This is a genomic window from Paenibacillus sp. FW126-R14 (assembly GCF_058789495.1).
Genome location: NZ_JBYTBS010000004.1, coordinates 225551 through 243047, shown reverse-complemented (window position 1 = coordinate 243047; position 17497 = coordinate 225551). Strand labels below are relative to the sequence as shown.

Below are 17497 nucleotides of genomic sequence, written 5' to 3'. Positions count from 1 at the left end.
CTTTAGGATGTCTTTTAAGATGTATAAGCAGCGAGTTCTAAAAAGGGTATTAAGCTCTGTTCTTTCATTCTTACTTGTGCTTTCGCTTATCATTAGTGTTTTTCCAGCGTCAACAGTTATGGCAGCAGCGGGAGACAGCTTAGACATACTGGACATAAAAGTGAACAAACCGGCAAACGCAGTAGTGGATCTTAGCCTGGAAACAATTGGTATATCAATGCCCTACGGCAGCTTATATCAAATGCTGAATGTAACAACGAACCCAGGCGCAACTGCGACACTGTACAGAAGCAACGAAACGACTGCGATCGCTTTTGCGGCCAGCGGCATCAACAAAGGCGACGCCAAATTGGATCAATTTTCAGCGAGCGGAACTACGCTTTATTATTTGGTGGTAAAGGATAGGAATGCGAGCAGCAACAGCCGAAAATACACCATTACGGTTACGGCTGATAGTCAAGTGCCTCCTCCAATTGCAGACACTTTGGGAGCAAACGACAAGTATTTGCCGCTCAATATTAAGGGAGGCGAAGACGCATGGGACGTTATGGGAGCGTCCCGAATCGGCAATGGCAGCACGACGGGGGCCATAGAAGGACCGGGCAGCCCCTCGTCGTATAGCGGAAAAGCATGGTCGGAATCCGTCTATGATCGATCAGGTGACTACCCTGCGGCTTCTACAGTGAATGACTCCTGGCTGGGAGACAACATGTATCTGCAGACCATAGGCAGGAACGATGCGGCAATGCTTGCCAAATACGGGATTGCCAACGTGCCCGGCACGGACAAGCTCAACTCGGACATTTTGCGCTTTCACGAGTTTAAACCTTTCGTGACTCCAAGCGGCGTGAGCCGGGACGATGGCGATCGAGGCGCAGTGGGCAGCGACCGCCAGAGATTGGAGATTAAAAGCAGCACGGACGCAGCGAATAGCGATGCAAATAGTGTAGGCGGCGACATAATGACCCACCACTGGCGGCTTATGCTTCCGTCTGAAACTTTAAAGTTCCAGCAGGATGTTAGCAACTATCAGGCTGGCGATTTCATTAATCCACGCAGGTTTTGGCACATTTTTCAATTGAAAGAAGTAGCCGGCAACGCAGCGGGCCAACCGGTAGCTACCCTCTCGCTTGTTTCCAGCGATGGCAAAGGCCAGCTTGAATTCAGGAACAATCCGGATTCTCTCTATGCGGACAGAATAAAGCCGCTGTTCACGATTCCTTTTGATAAGGTGGTTGATCGCTGGCTTGATTTGCAAGTAACGATTTTGACCGCCGATAAAGGTTATATGTACGGTAAACTTGTCGATCTGAGCACAGGCGAGGTGCTGTTCCAAGGCGGTATGACGGCGGAAACCTACAGACGCCCGGAAGCGGTGAACCCGGTCACAGGCCGCATCGAGCGTGTTGACCTGCCTGTTGAAGCAGGCCAGCAAAACCGTTCCAAATGGGGGCTGTATCACGGGATGTATAACGGCGCAGGAGACGCGGATTACGCAGACGAATTCCAAGCTTCAACGATGTATCTGTCGGATGTCTACTTAATCAAAAGGGATAAAGCGAGCTTTGTTTTTCCAGATGGCTGGGATCCCAAGACGCAAACCAAAGATATTGTAGCCTGGGCAAGGCCGAAAGAAATTGCGGCTTCGGAAGGCACGGCATTTAGCAGCCTGCCGTTGCCTTCGCAGCTTGATGTCACGCTGAGTACAGGGAATATCGAAAAGGTGAACGTAACGTGGAACCCGGATGGCTACAAGCCTGACACCACGGGTAAAACCAAGATTTATGGCGATTTTAGCGGCTTAGGTATTACGAATACGAACGGCATCAGGCCTTATATAGAAGTTAGTCTCTCCGATTATAAGAATTGGGCGGTAATTCCGGGGGCTAAGATTAAGGTCGTATCCTCAGGCAGCATTGTCAAAGAAAACTTTATTGATAACGATGCCGCCACCTATTGGCAGGCGAACAGCTCTCTGATCACGAAAGACGCAGGCAGTCATCAATACTGGGCGGCTGTGCAATTGGAGAAAAAAATTGATATCAGCAGAATCCAAATTGAATGGACGAATAACAGCAGTTACTTGAAAAATTACCAAGTCTACTATGCCAATGATGGAGCCGCGTACGACGAGCTTGTAGAGGGAAATAACTTCACAACGAGTTCCAAGGGAACGGAAAAGCCTCTTGAGACGGCACATGGAGCCTCCTGGAAGGCAATTCCCGGCGTGGGGAAAACGACTCCGCTTAGCAATAACGAAAAGGTTGACCGCACGTTGACCGAGCCGGTCTCCGCGCAATATGTGCTGCTTGTCTCCGATGTCAATAATACGCTTGATAGCGGAAAAGGAGCTGGAATACGCAGTAATGTATTCAACATCTTCGGCGAGCCATCCAGATCAAAGGTCGAGCTAGTTGACTTGAAATTAGACGGAACGACCATCGCTAACTTCACACCTGGTCAAACTGCCTATACACAAATCCTTTCGAGCCAAGCATCAACATTGCCAAAAGTAGAAGCGGCCGCACCAGCAGGCATGAATGCCGATATCGTGTATCCGTCCGACTACCGGTCAGGTCCTGTAACGGTTACGGTATCTGACCCTTCAGGAGCCATGGGTGCAACGAAGTATACGATAAACTTTACTTCCTCTGAAGATATTACGTTGGTAGATTCAGTTTTACTGAACAAGAACAGCATAAGCCTTGCTATTGGCAAGAGCGAGTCGCTCAGTGCAGAAATACTGCCTGAAGAAGCGACCAATAAGACGGTAACATGGGTATCCAATAACCCGTCTGTGGCAGCTGTCGATGCTAACGGTCTGGTTACCGGCATAAGCGCAGGCACGGCTGTGATCACCGCTAAGATTGGAAGATTGAGCGCCGCTTCCACGGTGAATGTAACGGGAACTGGAGCAGGGGCAGGCTCGGTCAACCTATTGGACCCGTCCCGTTTTACACCGATAGCAGGGGGGAATCTCAAGGTAAGCTCGGAAGATTCCGCTAATCATCCGGGAGCAGATGCTTTGCGGTCCGGAGGAAGCGGATATTGGCGCAATTCAAGCTCGAATGTCTATATGGGCAACTATTCGCCATCTTCACTAGCCTTAACCTTAGATTTGGGCACTCCAAAAACGATCGATAAACTTCACCTTGAAATACCGAACACGATCGCCAATATCCAGAGCAATGCGACAAGATTCGAGGTCTATTATTCCAATAGCCCCAGTTCTTGGGCAAGTGCGCCTACGGCTTCCGATTCGGCGGCCAATTACGACTGGAGGGCGAACGGATGGACACTCGCCGGCGGTACGGAAACGGAAGGCTTGTGGTCCTATGTAACCTACAACGGACAACAATGGGGCTTTGATAACAAAACATTTCTGTTTCCGTTTACAGCCAGATATGTGATGATCAACACCGTTCTAGTCGGCCCCCGCGATAAGCGCACAGACGATACGGCATCCATGATGGGAATATCCGGATTGAAAATTTACGGCAAAGATGCCGTTTCTAACTCAACAGTACTTGTACCGGATAAGGGTACCTACAGTACGTGGGATCAGGGTGCTCCTATTTCTACTGCTATGCAGCTTAACGCTGGGCAGACCCTTACAGGGATAACAAAGGGCGGAATTGCGCTTCGTCCAACGACCGACTACTCGGTATCAGGCCGTACGGTGACATTTGCATCCTCATACTTATCCAAATTGCCGCTGGGCACGAGTGAATTTACGTTCAATTTCAACACCGGCAGCCCATCCCTATTTGCATTGGATGTAACGGCCCGCGGGAATGGCGCGAATGCGAAAACAATTAAGATGAACGCAATTGAAGGCGTATCTCCGTTTAACGTATTGGGCGGCGCCATGGGTACCGACGAACCGGTTGAAGGCTTGACCAAGCGGATCAGAGACGCTTACCACGAATATTATGGCGATCAGCCCCGGGCGACTGCGGCCGACGACCATATCACGAACGTCTGGGACAGCGTATTGAACAAAAATGTGTTCAAGGTATTCGAATACGGCAGAGGCGTGAACAATGAATTCGCGGATAAGGTCCGCGATGGCGAATACGGCCATAAAGGCGTTTTCGACTGGGATAAAGGCTATGTGGTTGGCGGAGCCGCTATAAATGATAGGCAAAGAATTGAAATTCGCCCAAGCGAAGATTCTACAGGCGATTTTGTTGCCCATGAAGGCGACCTGGTTTCCTATCAATGGAAGTGGAATATTCCGGACGGCAATCAGTGGAATCAGGCGAACTTCAGGCATATTTTTCAGTTGAAGGCTGTGAATGCCCAGAAAGCTGACACCTTGCCGGGCGGCAACACCGGCGGTGAGAACGGCGCGTATATTCTCGCCTTCTCGATTTCCGGAACGACCAGCAGGAATCTTGTTGTGAATCATAACCGTTCGGACGGCGATAAGACCGTGATGAGCATTCCGTTAAAAGAGATTGACAGCCATTGGATTCAAGTTGATCTTAACGCGCTGATTTCCGATTCCGGCTGGTTTACCATTAAAATAACCGATATGGTAACTGGGAAGGTATATACCTTTGACAGCCCGGATGTTTATCAAGTGTTTGCGAATCAAGGCGCAGGCGATGGGACGAAAGATTTATGGAGAAGACCGGAGAAAGGGAGCAATTTTGAGACGGAGTATCCGGCTGCTTTTGACCAGTATGAGCGTCCTAAATGGGGGATTTACCGCAGCTCCAACGGCGGCAATAACTCTGCCTTTGATGCTGAGCTCCAGCTTTCCGACATCACGATCACCAAAGTGGCGTCAGGGATATCGTCCGTCAACCTTGCGCTGAATAAACAAGCGTATAACGTAGGGCCGACAGCAGGGGCTAACGGGATCCAGATGCAGTCCGCTGCGGGCAATGGATACGGGAATGCCAATAAATTGACCGACGGCGTACTGCAAGATCCAACTTTATGGAATGTAACCAATGTGAGCAGTTTGGATCAAATCGGAAATTATTCGTGGCTGGGTACGGACGGAGCGAGAAAAGGCAGCTTTGTAATCGACCTTGGGCAAGCCATGGATTTCAGCCAGATCCGATTGTTTGCCAAATCGACCCGATTAAAGGGCGCAACGATCTATGTTTCCGATGATTTCGCAAACCATACCTCGGCAGCCGATTTCGACGCAGTGAAATTTACGCAAGTGGATAAACGGACAGGGGAGGGCTACACGTATGGAGCCGTGAGCGGCGGCGGAACGGATTCGGCAGACAGCTCGTACCCTATTAACCTTGGCAAGACCTATCACTCCAGATATATCAAGGTTACGGTAGAAAATGCATCTGGAGGCAACACTGGCACAGATCTTACAGGGCCACCGCGCCTTACGCAAGCTCAAGTGTTTAATGCGCCAACGCCTCCGCAGAATTTGAAAGTGGATGACAGCGGACCGGCGAAAGTTCTAAAATGGGACTCCAACGCTCTGAGCGAAGGCTACACGGTTTACAACAACGCTACGGTGCTTGCCGATTTGCCGGCAAGTGCAACAAGCTATGAGCTGCCGGGCAGCTTGGCTGACTTGTCCAAAGTAGCGGTAAGATCCAAGGGAACGGATATATATTCCCGTAAATTTATGATTTCGGCGCCGGCCTTCTTGGCTGACACGCCGGTTCAGGCACAGATTGCAAGCATTACGCCGGTCAGCGTCACGACAACAGTAGGAACGGCGCCAGTACTGCCTTCAGTCGTAACAGCGGTCTACAGCGACAGCACGACTAAGCAGTTGCCTGTCCTCTGGGACAGCATTCCATCATCTCAATATGCAGCCGTAGGAAGCTTCAGCGTGCAAGGAACCGTAACCGGCATAACCTATAAGGCTTTGGCCAATATTACGGTGATGCAAATCGCTCAGCCGGCAGCTACGCTAACGGGAACAGGCGTCGTCTATCCGGAGCAATCGTTTGACCTGACCTATGGATTAAGCAGTCTGGGCTCGACCGTTAACGGAGGCATTTACGCGCAAGATTTGACTGTGAATTATGACCCGGCGAAAATGCAGCTAAAAGCGGTAACCCCGTTGGTCGATGGCCTGTTTGTGAGCCAAGCGGGAACTCCGGGGCATATCCGTATCCTTTCGGCCAGCCAAGGAGCCACTCATGCCGTTACGGATAGCAACAGCGGAGCGATCTTGAAGCTGAGCTTCCAAGCGAATCCGGCAGCGCAACCGGCGAGCAGCACGATTTCCTTGTCCGACGTGGTCGTCTCTGACGGTCACGGCGTAGAAACGCTTGTGCAAGGCGCGTCCATTCAGGTACAAATTACAGTCGTATCAGGGGATTTGAACGGTGATGGCAAATTCAGTATCGGCGATCTGGCCATTGTGGCTAGTCACTATGGAGAAACCTTGAGCAGTCCGAACTGGTTGGCAAGCGCGGATATCAATAACGACGGCGTCATCGATATTCTGGATCTTTCGGCTGTAGCGCAAAAAATTATTTTAGCCAATTAAAGATTGAGGCTGTCCCATAAGTCATCGCAGATGACGGAGGGGCAGCTTTTTGTATATCATCTACATCAGAGTTGACTTCTTTTCGCGTTGTAACTATAATCATTACATCGAGAGGGTAACAAGAAACATTTAGCGGAGGTGTCTCAATATGCAAGTTGAAATCTGGTCTGATTTTGCATGTCCGTTCTGTTACATCGGCAAGCGCAAATTTGAAGCCGCATTGGAGCAGTTCCCGAATAATAATGAAGTGGAAGTTATTTACCGCAGCTTTGAGCTTGACCCTAATGCCCCCAAAGATGTGGACTATGATGTTCACGATATGCTGGCAACCAAGTACGGCATGAGCCGCGAACAAGCCAAAGGGATGAATGACCAAATGGTCGGCCAGGCGCAATCCGTCGGGCTAACCTACCATTTTGATACGTTGGTTGTGACCAACACGTTCGATGCGCACCGTTTGACTCTTTTCGCTGCCAAACACAATAAAATGCACGAAATGACGGAACGGCTGCTCAAGGCTTATTTCACAGAATCGAAACATATCGGAGATCATGAAACGCTCACCGAGCTTGCGGCAGAGATTGGTCTCGATAAAAACGAAGTCGCCGCGATGCTTGCTGGTGACGATTATACGAAGGAAGTGCGCAGCGATGAGCAAACAGCGAGTCAGCTTGGCGCGCGGGGTGTGCCTTTTTTCGTGATCGATCGGAAATATGGGATTTCCGGCGCTCAGTCGAGCGAAGTGTTTCTTCAAGCCATGCAGAAAGCTTGGGAAGAAGTGAAGCCGCTCACTGTACTTAACCCGTCTGGCACGGATGATGCCGGTGAAGCTTGTGTGGACGGCGTTTGCGCAGCACCTTCCGGTGAAGTTCCCAAGACTGACAAATAAATAGATTGACATGAAAAAGAGGATGTCTCTAAGGTCAATAAGACCTTGGGGCCGTCTTCTTTTTTTATTAAAAATTAGGCATGCAGATCCAACCAGAGGTGGAGGGCAGAGCACGAAAATCAACTTGAGGGTGGACTTTTTTCATTGCATTTTATTTTATACTTGATTCTGAGTTTACCAAACATTGAAAGAGAGGCTTCAAAATGAATACTTATTTAATTGTGCTTGTCGTCCTTATTCTCCTCATGGTTAGAGAAAGAGAAATTCGCCCGTCGCGCATGTGGATTACACCTGCTTTGTTGGTATGGTTAATCTTTTCAAACGTTTTGCAAAAGGCTGTTATGACGCCGCTTAATCTCCTGCTCTTTGTGATTTGTCTCTTTGTTGGCATAATCATCGGCCTTTGGCGTGGAAAGCTTGACAAAGTCCGGGTTCATCCGCAAACGGGCAAAGTAACTTCACAAAGCTCGTGGGCCAGCATCGTCTTATTCATGGGCATTATGCTCGTGCGCATGCTTGCAGAATCTTGGGGGAAAGCGCATCTTCTGGTATCATTAAGCAGTGCGCTATTATTTATTTCGCTGGGGAGCGTATGTGCAAGACGTTATTTCCTGTATTTAAGATATAAGCAATTACGCGGCTCAACCAGATAATACGATGGGAGAAAAGTGTTCGTATGCAAGCTCAGCAACGGTTATCAACTATTATTGCCAAAGTGCTTCAAAAATCCCGAGTCATTTTGATTACCGGCATCTTCATCTATATAACCGCAAAAACGATGGAATCGGAATCCGTTTTACAAACAGGACTGGGGATCCTGCTTATCGCTGCGTGTTTGGCTCTGCTCTGGATACCGGTCCAATGGAAGGGGGGGAACAAGCATGTGTTCATGGTCACGGCGCTGTGGCTGGCGAATGAAAGCTATTGGGTTCTGCTGCATGGAGAAAGGCCGGCGATTGCGCTGATGTTTTTTCTTATCGGTTATGCGGCTTATAAGCTGCCGACCGTACATTCCATCTCGCTAGCGATCGCGGTAATTGCGACCAACACAGTGATTTTTTTCATGATGAAACAAGCTGACTTAAATGAACTTCTGCTGAACGCTTTAACGGGCGCAGGGATATATGGTCTCTTCTGGGGAGCGCGAATGAGAAGGGAAGCGAATGAAAGCAGCCGGCGTCATTTGGAGGAATTAAGCCACATGCATGCCAGATTGGAACTGGCGTACGAAGAGCTTCAAAGGACGCATCGCGAGCTGGAAGAAGCGACGGCCCGGTCGCAGCGGTATGCCGTACTTGAAGAGAGAACGAGAATTGCCAGAGATATTCACGACAGTATCGGGCACGGACTCACTTCCGTCATTGTTCAGCTTCAGGCGTTGCCCTATGTCATTAAAGTGGAACCCGGTAATATGGACCAAACGATACGCAATGTATTGGATGTGGCGAGGAACTGTCTCAAGGAAGTGCGGCTCGTTGTTCACCAAATGGCTAGTGACGATTCAGGCAACGGTCCCATCGCATTGCAAAACCTGATTCGGAACGTGCAGCATCAGAGCGGTTTGCCAATCAAGTTTACATGTGCCGGCCCTATGCGTCCCTGGCATGCCGGAATCTCGGAATTGATGTATCGGTTGCTGCAAGAAGCTTTGACGAATGTCATTCGCCATGCCGCGGCAACGAAGGTGGAGATTGATCTGTATGAAAGTCGGGAAATGCTCGTTTTATCGGTCAAAGACGATGGCATATATACGAAAGATACGGAACTTTCACCGGGGTTTGGCATGTCCGGCATGATTGCGCGCTGCGAGAGAATCGGAGGCTCGTGCCAATTTGAACCTTGCGATCCGCATGGATTGGGCATCACGTTCAAGGTGCCCCTTACTAACCGCCATGAGAAAGGTGATCCGTCATGAAAGAAGACAAAATCCGCGTAGCCATTGTAGATGATCAGCAGCTCATCCGGCATGGAATCGGGTATATGATTAGAGCGCAAACGGATATGGAGCTGGCTTGGGAAGCGGCGAACGGCCGGGAAGCCGTGCAGCTTGCTGCCAGTTCCCGGCCGAATGTCATATTGATGGACGTGCAAATGCCCGAATGCAGCGGGATTGAGGCTACCCGTGAAATTATGGTGGCCTATCCCGGTACGAAGGTGGTCATTTTGACGACCTTCGATTTGGAAGGGTATGTCTATGACGGTATCCGTGCGGGGGCGGTGGGGTATTTGCTCAAAGATGCTGCTCCTGAGGATTTGATTGATGCCATTAGGGCTGCGCATCGCGGCGAAGCGATTTTTCGCACGGCTGTAGCGGCCAAAGTGATTGCGAGTGCCGTTCAAGCGTCAGCGGCGGCCGAGCAAATGCCGGTTTCGATGATAGAAGATTTTACGGAGCGGGAGCATGAAGTGCTGCAGGAGATGGCGTTCGGATTGCGGAACGAAGAAATTGCCGCGAAGCTGCATATCAGCGAGAGCACAGTGAAAACGCACGTTCATCGCATCTTGAAAAAAATTGGCGTCGAAGACCGAACGCAAGCCGTCGTCTATGCCATTCGCAATAGAATCGTGAAGTAAATAACTAAGAGCCCGGACTTCGCTGTTGAAGAACGGACTCTTTTTTCATCTTTACTGACCGGTTGTCAAAAATGATGGCAACAATAATGATGACGAAAAGGGATTTTGATTTGATTGAATATGAAAGCGCTTTTGCTTTACGATAAGTACATAAAACAATATCATGATTCTAATCATGGGAGGTTATCCTAATGGATACATCAGCTACACAAAGGCAAACATCTACGGGTGGTGCTCGCGTAAAGGTTCAACGTTTTGGCCGTTTTTTGAGCGGAATGGTGATGCCGAATATCGGTGCATTTATTGCGTGGGGGCTCATTACGGCTTTATTTATCCCGACAGGCTGGATTCCGAATGAATATTTAGCGAAGCTCGTCGGACCGATGATCACGTATTTGCTGCCTCTGCTTATCGGGTACACCGGGGGGACAATGATTCACGGGACGCGCGGCGGCGTCATCGGCGCTGTGACGACGATGGGTGTCGTGATCGGAACGGACATCCCAATGTTCATGGGAGCGATGATCGTCGGTCCTTTCGCAGCCTGGGTGCTCAAACGATTCGATAAATCGATCGAGGGCAGAGTCAAATCCGGGTTCGAGATGCTTGTCAACAACTTCTCTTCCGGAATTATTGGCGGTATTTTGGCCGTTCTCGCTTACACGGTTGTCGGCCCGGCTGTTCAGGTCGTAAGCAAAGCGCTCGCGTATGGCGTTCAAACGCTTGTGAATGCAGGCTTGCTGCCGCTGGCGAACGTGTTGATCGAACCAGCCAAAGTGTTGTTCCTGAACAATGCCATCAACCATGGCGTGCTCAGCCCGATTGCTTTGGAGCAAGCATCCAAAACGGGCAAGTCGATCCTGTTCATGTTGGAATCGAATCCGGGTCCGGGACTTGGCATATTGCTTGCCTACTGGTTAGTCGGCCGCGGTTCTGCGAGACTATCGGCTCCAGGTGCTGCAATCATTCACTTCTTTGGCGGGATTCATGAAATTTATTTCCCGTACATTTTGATGAATCCTCGTTTGATTCTTGCGGTTATTGCAGGCGGGGTAACGGGAACGTTTACGTTCTCCATGTTCAATGCAGGTCTTGTGGCTCCGCCGTCGCCGGGAAGTATTTTCGCGTATATCGCAATGGCGCCAAAAGGCGGAATGCTTTCGATCTTCACAGGCGTTATTTCAGCGACGGTCGTTTCCTTTATCGTAGCCGCTCTATTGCTGAAAACGAGCAAGCAGTCCGAAGGCGAAGAGAATTTGGAGCAAGCTGCTGAGAAAATGAAGCAAATGAAGCAGGCTGCCAGCACAGCTGCTGCCCCTGCGGCAGTGACGAAACCGGCCGGCGAGGTTAACAAAATTGTTTTCTCTTGCGATGCCGGGATGGGGTCGAGTGCGATGGGAGCTTCCGTTTTGAGAAAGAAAATGAAAGAAGCTGGCGTTGGCGTTACGGTTATTAACACGGCGATCAGTGAAATACCTGCCGATGCCGATATCGTCGTCACCCATAAATCGTTGACTGACCGGGCGCGCAATCAAGCCCCGCAGGCGGAACATATCTCTATCGACAATTTTATGAAAAGTCCTGAGTATGACGAGCTCGTCAAACGATTGAGTTAGTATACCTGTTTAACGCTGGCTATTTTGCCGGCGTTATCTCCATTTTGGTAAGAGGGGCATGAACATGAGAGTGACTCACAGGCATCGTCAAATTCTAGAGCTGCTGCTCAGCCGGAGTGACGAGGTGACAGCTGGGGAGATTGCTGCGGAAATCAAAGTAAGCACGAGAACCGTCCATAGAGAACTGTCGGAGCTGGAGGCAATTGTCGCAGATTCAGGATTGACGCTGCAAAAAAAATCGGGCAAAGGCATTCTTCTGCAAGGAGACTCCAAGACACTGGAGTCTTTCAAACGGAACCTGCTCAGCGCTTCAGCCGTTGAATATTCCGCACAAGACCGCAAGCTGCTCATTCTTTGCATGCTGCTGCAGGAAGACGAACCCGTCAAGCTGTTTACACTTTCTCATGAACTCAGCGTTACGATTCCTACGATTACAAGCGACCTCGATGAATTGGAGGGCTGGATTCAGAAGGCTGATCTTATTCTTGTTCGCAGAAGAGGATACGGCGTCGGTTTAAGCGGCTCCGAAGCGAACATGCGCAAAATGATTTCGCGATTGGCGAAAAATTATTTGGACGAATCGGATTTGTTCGGCAACGCAGTCCAAGTGCTCACGCCTGTCACAGCGAAGCTGCTTGAGCTTATCGGCAAGGAGCATTTCTCCAAAGTAGAGGAAGCCTTATGGCAAGCTGAAGATGAGGGGCTGAACGCGTTATCCGAAAGCAATTATACGAGTCTGCTGATTCACATCTCCATTGCGGTCTCGAGAATTCGGCTTGGCAGAGCGATAGAGCTGCATGCGGAGAAGCAATCTGTCCGCCAGAGCGAGCTGCTCACCCATGTGATCGGCTATTTGTCCAAAGCCATTGAGATGGAATTCTCAACAGCTGAAATCTCTTATATAGCCGAGCTGCTTCAACCCAGGGATGACTCTCACCCGAATCAGCTCCTTCCGCAAGAAGAGCTCAGCTACATGGAAATTGTATGGAAGCTGATTCGTCTTATGGAGGCGCGAAGCGGGATCAATTACAGCAGCGATCGCTCCCTGAAGGACGGCTTGCTAAGCCATCTCGAATCCGCGCTGAAGCAGCTGCGAACAGGAGCTAATATTCGCAATCCGCTGCTCGCCCAAATTAAGAAAGACTACGAGGCGCTGTTTGAAGATATACGGGAAGCGGTTAATGAGACGATAACCGAGGCTGTCGTACCGGATGAAGAAATCGGCTATCTCGTCATGCATTTCGGGGCTTCGCTGGAGAGGCAGAAGCAGTTTCGCCGCAATGTAAGAGCGATTCTCGTATGCACCAGCGGATTGGGAACGTCCAAAATGCTCGCTGTTCGTTTGACGAAGGAGCTGCCGCAAATCGATATCGTAGGCCACGCTTCCTGGTTTGAAGCGGCGCGCATTCCAGAGAGCGAGTTCGATTTGATCATTTCGACGGTGGATTTACCTTTGGATGAGGAGCAGTACATGAAGCTGAGCCCGCTTTTGACGAAGGAAGAGGCGGAGCGTCTGCGGCTTTTTATCCAAAACGTGACGTTGAAGAAAGACGACGTCAGCAGGGAGCAGGCGGAATTGCTGCCCGAAGCCGGCATGAGAACAGACAGATTGTATCGTATTAAGCAGTATGTCAACGAAATCGTCAGGATCATCGATCAATTCACCGTTCATCGTTTGGAGCAACCGTTCGATAGTTTACAGGCAACGCTGCGGGAAATGTGCTCCTATGTCAAGTTAACCGATGTTATCGATGATGTAGAACGGATTGTTGAACTTTTGTTAAAAAGGGAACGTCAAAGCAGTCAAGTCATCCCGGATACGGGGCTGGCCCTTTTTCATATCCGAAGTGAATTCGTGAGAGTACCGTCATTGACTTTATTCCGTTTATCGCAGGACTTGGTGCTGGATCAGATTACGCCTTCGGGAGTAAGGCAAGTGCTGCTGATGCTAGGCCCGCAGGAGCTTTCGAAGGAAAGCCTGGAGGTGCTCAGCGAAATAAGCTCTTATCTGCTCATTCCGCAAATGATTGAACTGCTCAAAGAAGGCAGCCAGCAGGAAATTAAACAATTTTTATCGCAGGAGCTGGAGGCTTTTTTAGAAAATAAAAAATAGAAGTATAGGAGAGAACCTACTATGAGTATCTTATCGATCAATAAAGTGAAGCTGAATGCACAGCCGAAAGACAAATTCGAAGCCATCCGGATGGCCGGTCAATTGCTCGTTGACGCCGGTCACGCCTCTGAAGCCTACATCGCCAAAATGCTGGAGCGGGAAGAGACGCTCTCGACATATATGGGGAACGGGTTAGCGATCCCGCACGGCACGCAGGATTCCAAGTCGCTCATTACCTCAACGGGACTGTCCATCGTGCAAATTCCGCAAGGCGTCGATTTTGGAGAAGGCGAGAAAGCTTTCCTCGTGATTGGCATTGCAGCCGTAGGGGACGATCATTTGGATATTTTGACGAATGTCGCCATGATTTGCTCGGATGATGATAGCATGGAAAACATTAGGAAAGCAGCGACAGCCGAAGAAATGGTTGCCATTTTTGAAAGCGGGATGGAATCATGAAGGCTCTTCATTTCGGCGCAGGGAATATCGGCAGAGGCTTTATCGGACTCGTGCTCTCTCAGGCAGGATACGAAGTGATTTTCTCCGATGTGAATGATAGCTTGGTTGAGCTCCTTCAGAAGCGGCAGACGTACACAGTATCCTTGGCGGACGCTGATCATGCTTCATTCAACGTTGCGAATGTTACGGCGATTAACGGGAAAAACGGGAATGATGTCGCTGAAGCGGTAGCGCAGGCGGATCTCATCACGACAGCCGTTGGCGTGAACATTTTGCAGCACATTGCAGGCGGTATCGCCAAAGGGCTGGAGCTGCGCCTGGAGCGCGGTGCGGCGCCGCTGCACATTATCGCCTGTGAGAATGCGATCGGTGGCAGCACGCAGCTCAAAGCTCATGTGTTCAGCCACTTAAGCGAGGAGCTGCAGGCGAAGGTGAGCCGGGTCGTCGCTTTCCCGGATGCCGCCGTCGACCGCATCGTGCCGATCCAGAACAATGAAGATCCGCTCGAGGTCATCGTAGAGCCGTTCTACGAGTGGGTCATTGATGAATCGCAAATGATTCCCGGCTTTCAACGTATCGAAGGGGTACATTATGTCAACAAGCTCGAGCCCTACATCGAACGTAAGCTTTTCACAGTCAATACAGGACATTGTGTTGCCGCTTATTTAGGGTATTTGCAAGGCTTTACTACCATTCAAGAAGCAATGGCTAACAAAGAGATTGCAGGTCTTGTGCAGCAAGTGATGGAAGAAACAGGCGCTGTGCTTCAACGGAAATATGGATTTGACGCAGCGGAGCATACGAACTATATTCATAAAATTTTACATCGTTTCATCAACCCGTATTTGACGGATGAAGTCACGCGTGTCGGCAGATCGCCGATTCGCAAGCTGTCCAGCAACGATCGCCTTGTCCGTCCTGCGCTGCAAGCCTATGAGCTGGGGATGACTCCCAAGCAGCTTGCGATGGGGATGGCAGCGGCGCTCCGTTTTGACGTTGCCGACGATCCGGAAGCTCTGCAAATTCAAGCCGATTTACATGACTTGGGCCTTGATCAAACGATAACCAAACTCACGACAATCCGCGAGGATCACCCGATTCATGCCGAAATTGTACATCACTATGAGCAGCTGAAGAAAGCAGTGCAATCCTAAGAAAGGGGAGTTCTTACATGGCTAAAATGATGACAAAACGTTTGACCGGCATTGCCGCTTCCCCCGGCATAGCCATGGCCAAAGCGTATCGCTTACATCAAGACCATTACGTGCCTGCGCCGGATAAGGTAGCAGACACTGACATAGAAACGGCGCGCTTCCGTCAAGCGGTGGAAGCTGCCAAGCAAGAGCTGGAGCAAATCAGAACGATGACGGAGCAGAAGATGGGCGCTTCGAAAGCGGAGATTTTCGAAGCTCATTTGCTGCTGCTGGAAGATCCCGATCTGATCGATGCGATCATTGAACATATTGCCAATGAGGGCATCAATGCAGAATATGCGCTGCACGAGGTGGCAGGCGGTTTTATCGACATGCTGCTCTCGATGGACAATGAGCTGCTTCGAGAGCGTGCGGCTGACGTTCGCGACGTCTCCGGGCGGGTCATGAGCCTGCTGCGCGGAGTGTCTTACGCGGCGGTGTCCGCAATCAATGAGCCGTGCGTGCTCGTATCCGAAGACTTGACGCCTTCGGATACCGCGCAGCTCAATTTGGATTATGTGCTCGGCTTCATCACGGTGGTCGGCAGCCGTACTTCCCATTCGGCGATCATGGCCCGCTCGCTGGAGCTTCCCGCCATTGTCGGAGCGGGTGCAGCGGCAGCGGACATCGAGACGGGAACGATGATCGCCATGGATGCCGTCCTCGGCACGGTTCTCGTAGATCCGTCCGAGACGGAGCTCGAAACGTTCCAAGCGCGCAAAGCTGCTTATGAGGAGCGAAAAAGCGAGCTGCGCAAGCTGCTGGACCAGCCGACGGTGACGCAAGACGGCCATCGTGTCGAGCTTGCCTCCAACATCGGCAGCGTGGAAGATTTGCAAAAGGTGCTGGCGAACGGGGCGGAAGGTATCGGTCTGTTCCGGACCGAATTCTTATACATGGGCCGCAGCACGATACCAAGCGAAGAAGAGCAGTTCCAGGTGTATAAGCATGTTCTGGAAAGAATGAACAACAAGCCTGTCGTCATACGTACGCTTGATATCGGCGGAGATAAGGAGCTGCCTTACATGAAGCTCCCGGCGGAAAGCAATCCGTTTCTCGGACTTCGCGCCGTTCGTTTATGTTTGGACCAACAGGAGATGTTCCGCACGCAGCTAAGAGCGCTGCTTCGGGCAAGCAGCTATGGCCAGTTAAAAATCATGTTTCCCATGATTGCGGTAACCGGTGAACTGCAAGAGGCCAAACGTCTTCTTCAAGAAGAGAAAGAGAAGCTGATTGGGGAAGGTGTTCCGGTATCCGACAAGCTGGAAATGGGGATTATGATCGAAGTGCCCGCCGCTGCGCTTGCCGCTGATTTTTTAGCCAAAGAGGTTGATTTCTTCAGCATCGGAACGAATGACCTGATTCAATATACGATGGCGGCCGACCGCATGAATGAGAACGTTGCGTACCTGTACCAGCCTTGTCATCCTTCCATCCTGCGTTTAATTCGCATGGTCATTCAAGCAGCGGAGAAGGAAGGCAAGTGGGTGGGCATGTGCGGAGAAATGGCGGGAGATGAAACGGCCATTCCCATTTTGCTCGGACTGGGACTGCATGAATTCAGCATGAGTGCCAGCTCTATTTTGCCGGCCAGAGCGTTAATTAAAGGCTTATCCCATCAAGAGTGGGCCGGGTACACGGAAGAAATTTTGACGATGAGCACCCAAGAGAGCATCCATGCGTTCGTTAAACAAAAGACAAGGAGTGACTTAGCATGATATCCCAAACTTTCACCATACTCAATCCATCCGGTTTCCACGCGCGCCCTACCAAGGTGTTCGTGCAAGCAGCCAGCGCTTTTCCATGTAAAATCAACGTAACGAAGGGCAGCAAAAAAGTGAACGGCAAAAGCTCACTCAGCATGCTGACGCTTGGCATTCAGAAGAACGAGGAAGTAACCTTGGAAGCGGACGGCGAGCAGGAGGAGCAAGCCTTGCAAGAACTGGGCGAGCTGCTGACAAAAATTTTTGAGGAGTAATGGGGGATTTACTTCGCCCCGAACGACCAGCTCCCGCTTCCTCTGGATGAGAAGCGAACTACAGGGCGCTAATTCGCCTGATTCAGCCTTTTGAGCGGGGGAGTGGGAACTAGGAGCCGTTATTTCGCCATTTTGGGTAGAACGGGTTCAAATTTCACGAAATAAAGCCCTGTAGTTCCCCTCCAGCTTCG

General features: G+C 50.4%; 11 protein-coding genes. All 11 read left to right on the top strand.

Annotated features, from left to right (window positions below; translation table 11 throughout):
- The first annotated feature begins 7 nt into the window (after nt 1-7).
- Nucleotides 8-6484 (top strand): Ig-like domain-containing protein, encoded by a 6477-nt coding sequence (locus AC3WRW_RS04485; RefSeq protein WP_492545160.1) that lies wholly within the window; start codon nt 8-10, stop codon nt 6482-6484.
- A gap of 148 nt (nt 6485-6632) precedes the next feature.
- Nucleotides 6633-7373: a DsbA family oxidoreductase gene (locus tag AC3WRW_RS04480; protein ID WP_492545159.1), complete on the top strand. Its 741-nt coding sequence runs from the start codon at nt 6633-6635 to the stop codon at nt 7371-7373.
- Between the two features lie 203 nt (nt 7374-7576).
- The gene (locus AC3WRW_RS04475) at nt 7577-8026 is read left to right on the top strand and encodes a CcdC protein domain-containing protein (RefSeq protein WP_492545158.1); all 450 of its coding nucleotides are present in this window, start codon (nt 7577-7579) and stop codon (nt 8024-8026) included.
- 23 nt (nt 8027-8049) lie between these two features.
- Nucleotides 8050-9288, top strand: coding sequence for a sensor histidine kinase (locus tag AC3WRW_RS04470; protein WP_492545157.1), 1239 nt, complete (start codon nt 8050-8052; stop codon nt 9286-9288).
- Nucleotides 9285-9947, top strand: coding sequence for a response regulator (locus tag AC3WRW_RS04465; protein WP_492545156.1), 663 nt, complete (start codon nt 9285-9287; stop codon nt 9945-9947). Before AC3WRW_RS04470 ends, AC3WRW_RS04465 begins: the two co-directional genes overlap by 4 nt.
- A 191-nt stretch (nt 9948-10138) precedes the next feature.
- A complete protein-coding gene (locus tag AC3WRW_RS04460) occupies nt 10139-11563 on the top strand; it encodes a PTS mannitol transporter subunit IIBC (RefSeq protein ID WP_492545155.1) in 1425 nt (474 codons plus the stop codon).
- A gap of 64 nt (nt 11564-11627) precedes the next feature.
- Nucleotides 11628-13676, top strand: coding sequence for a BglG family transcription antiterminator (locus AC3WRW_RS04455; RefSeq protein ID WP_492545154.1), 2049 nt, complete (start codon nt 11628-11630; stop codon nt 13674-13676).
- A gap of 21 nt (nt 13677-13697) precedes the next feature.
- Nucleotides 13698-14135 (top strand): PTS mannitol transporter subunit IIA, encoded by a 438-nt coding sequence (locus AC3WRW_RS04450; protein ID WP_492545153.1) that lies wholly within the window; start codon nt 13698-13700, stop codon nt 14133-14135.
- Entirely contained in the window at nt 14132-15289 is a 1158-nt protein-coding gene (locus AC3WRW_RS04445) for a mannitol-1-phosphate 5-dehydrogenase (protein ID WP_492545152.1), read from the top strand. Before AC3WRW_RS04450 ends, AC3WRW_RS04445 begins: the two co-directional genes overlap by 4 nt.
- A 29-nt stretch (nt 15290-15318) precedes the next feature.
- Entirely contained in the window at nt 15319-17046 is a 1728-nt protein-coding gene (ptsP, locus tag AC3WRW_RS04440; RefSeq protein ID WP_492545182.1) for a phosphoenolpyruvate--protein phosphotransferase, read from the top strand.
- Nucleotides 17043-17306, top strand: a complete 264-nt coding sequence (locus AC3WRW_RS04435; RefSeq protein WP_492545151.1) for an HPr family phosphocarrier protein — start codon at nt 17043-17045, stop codon at nt 17304-17306. The genes ptsP and AC3WRW_RS04435 overlap by 4 nt, the downstream gene beginning before the upstream one ends.
- The last annotated feature ends 191 nt before the right edge of the window (nt 17307-17497 follow it).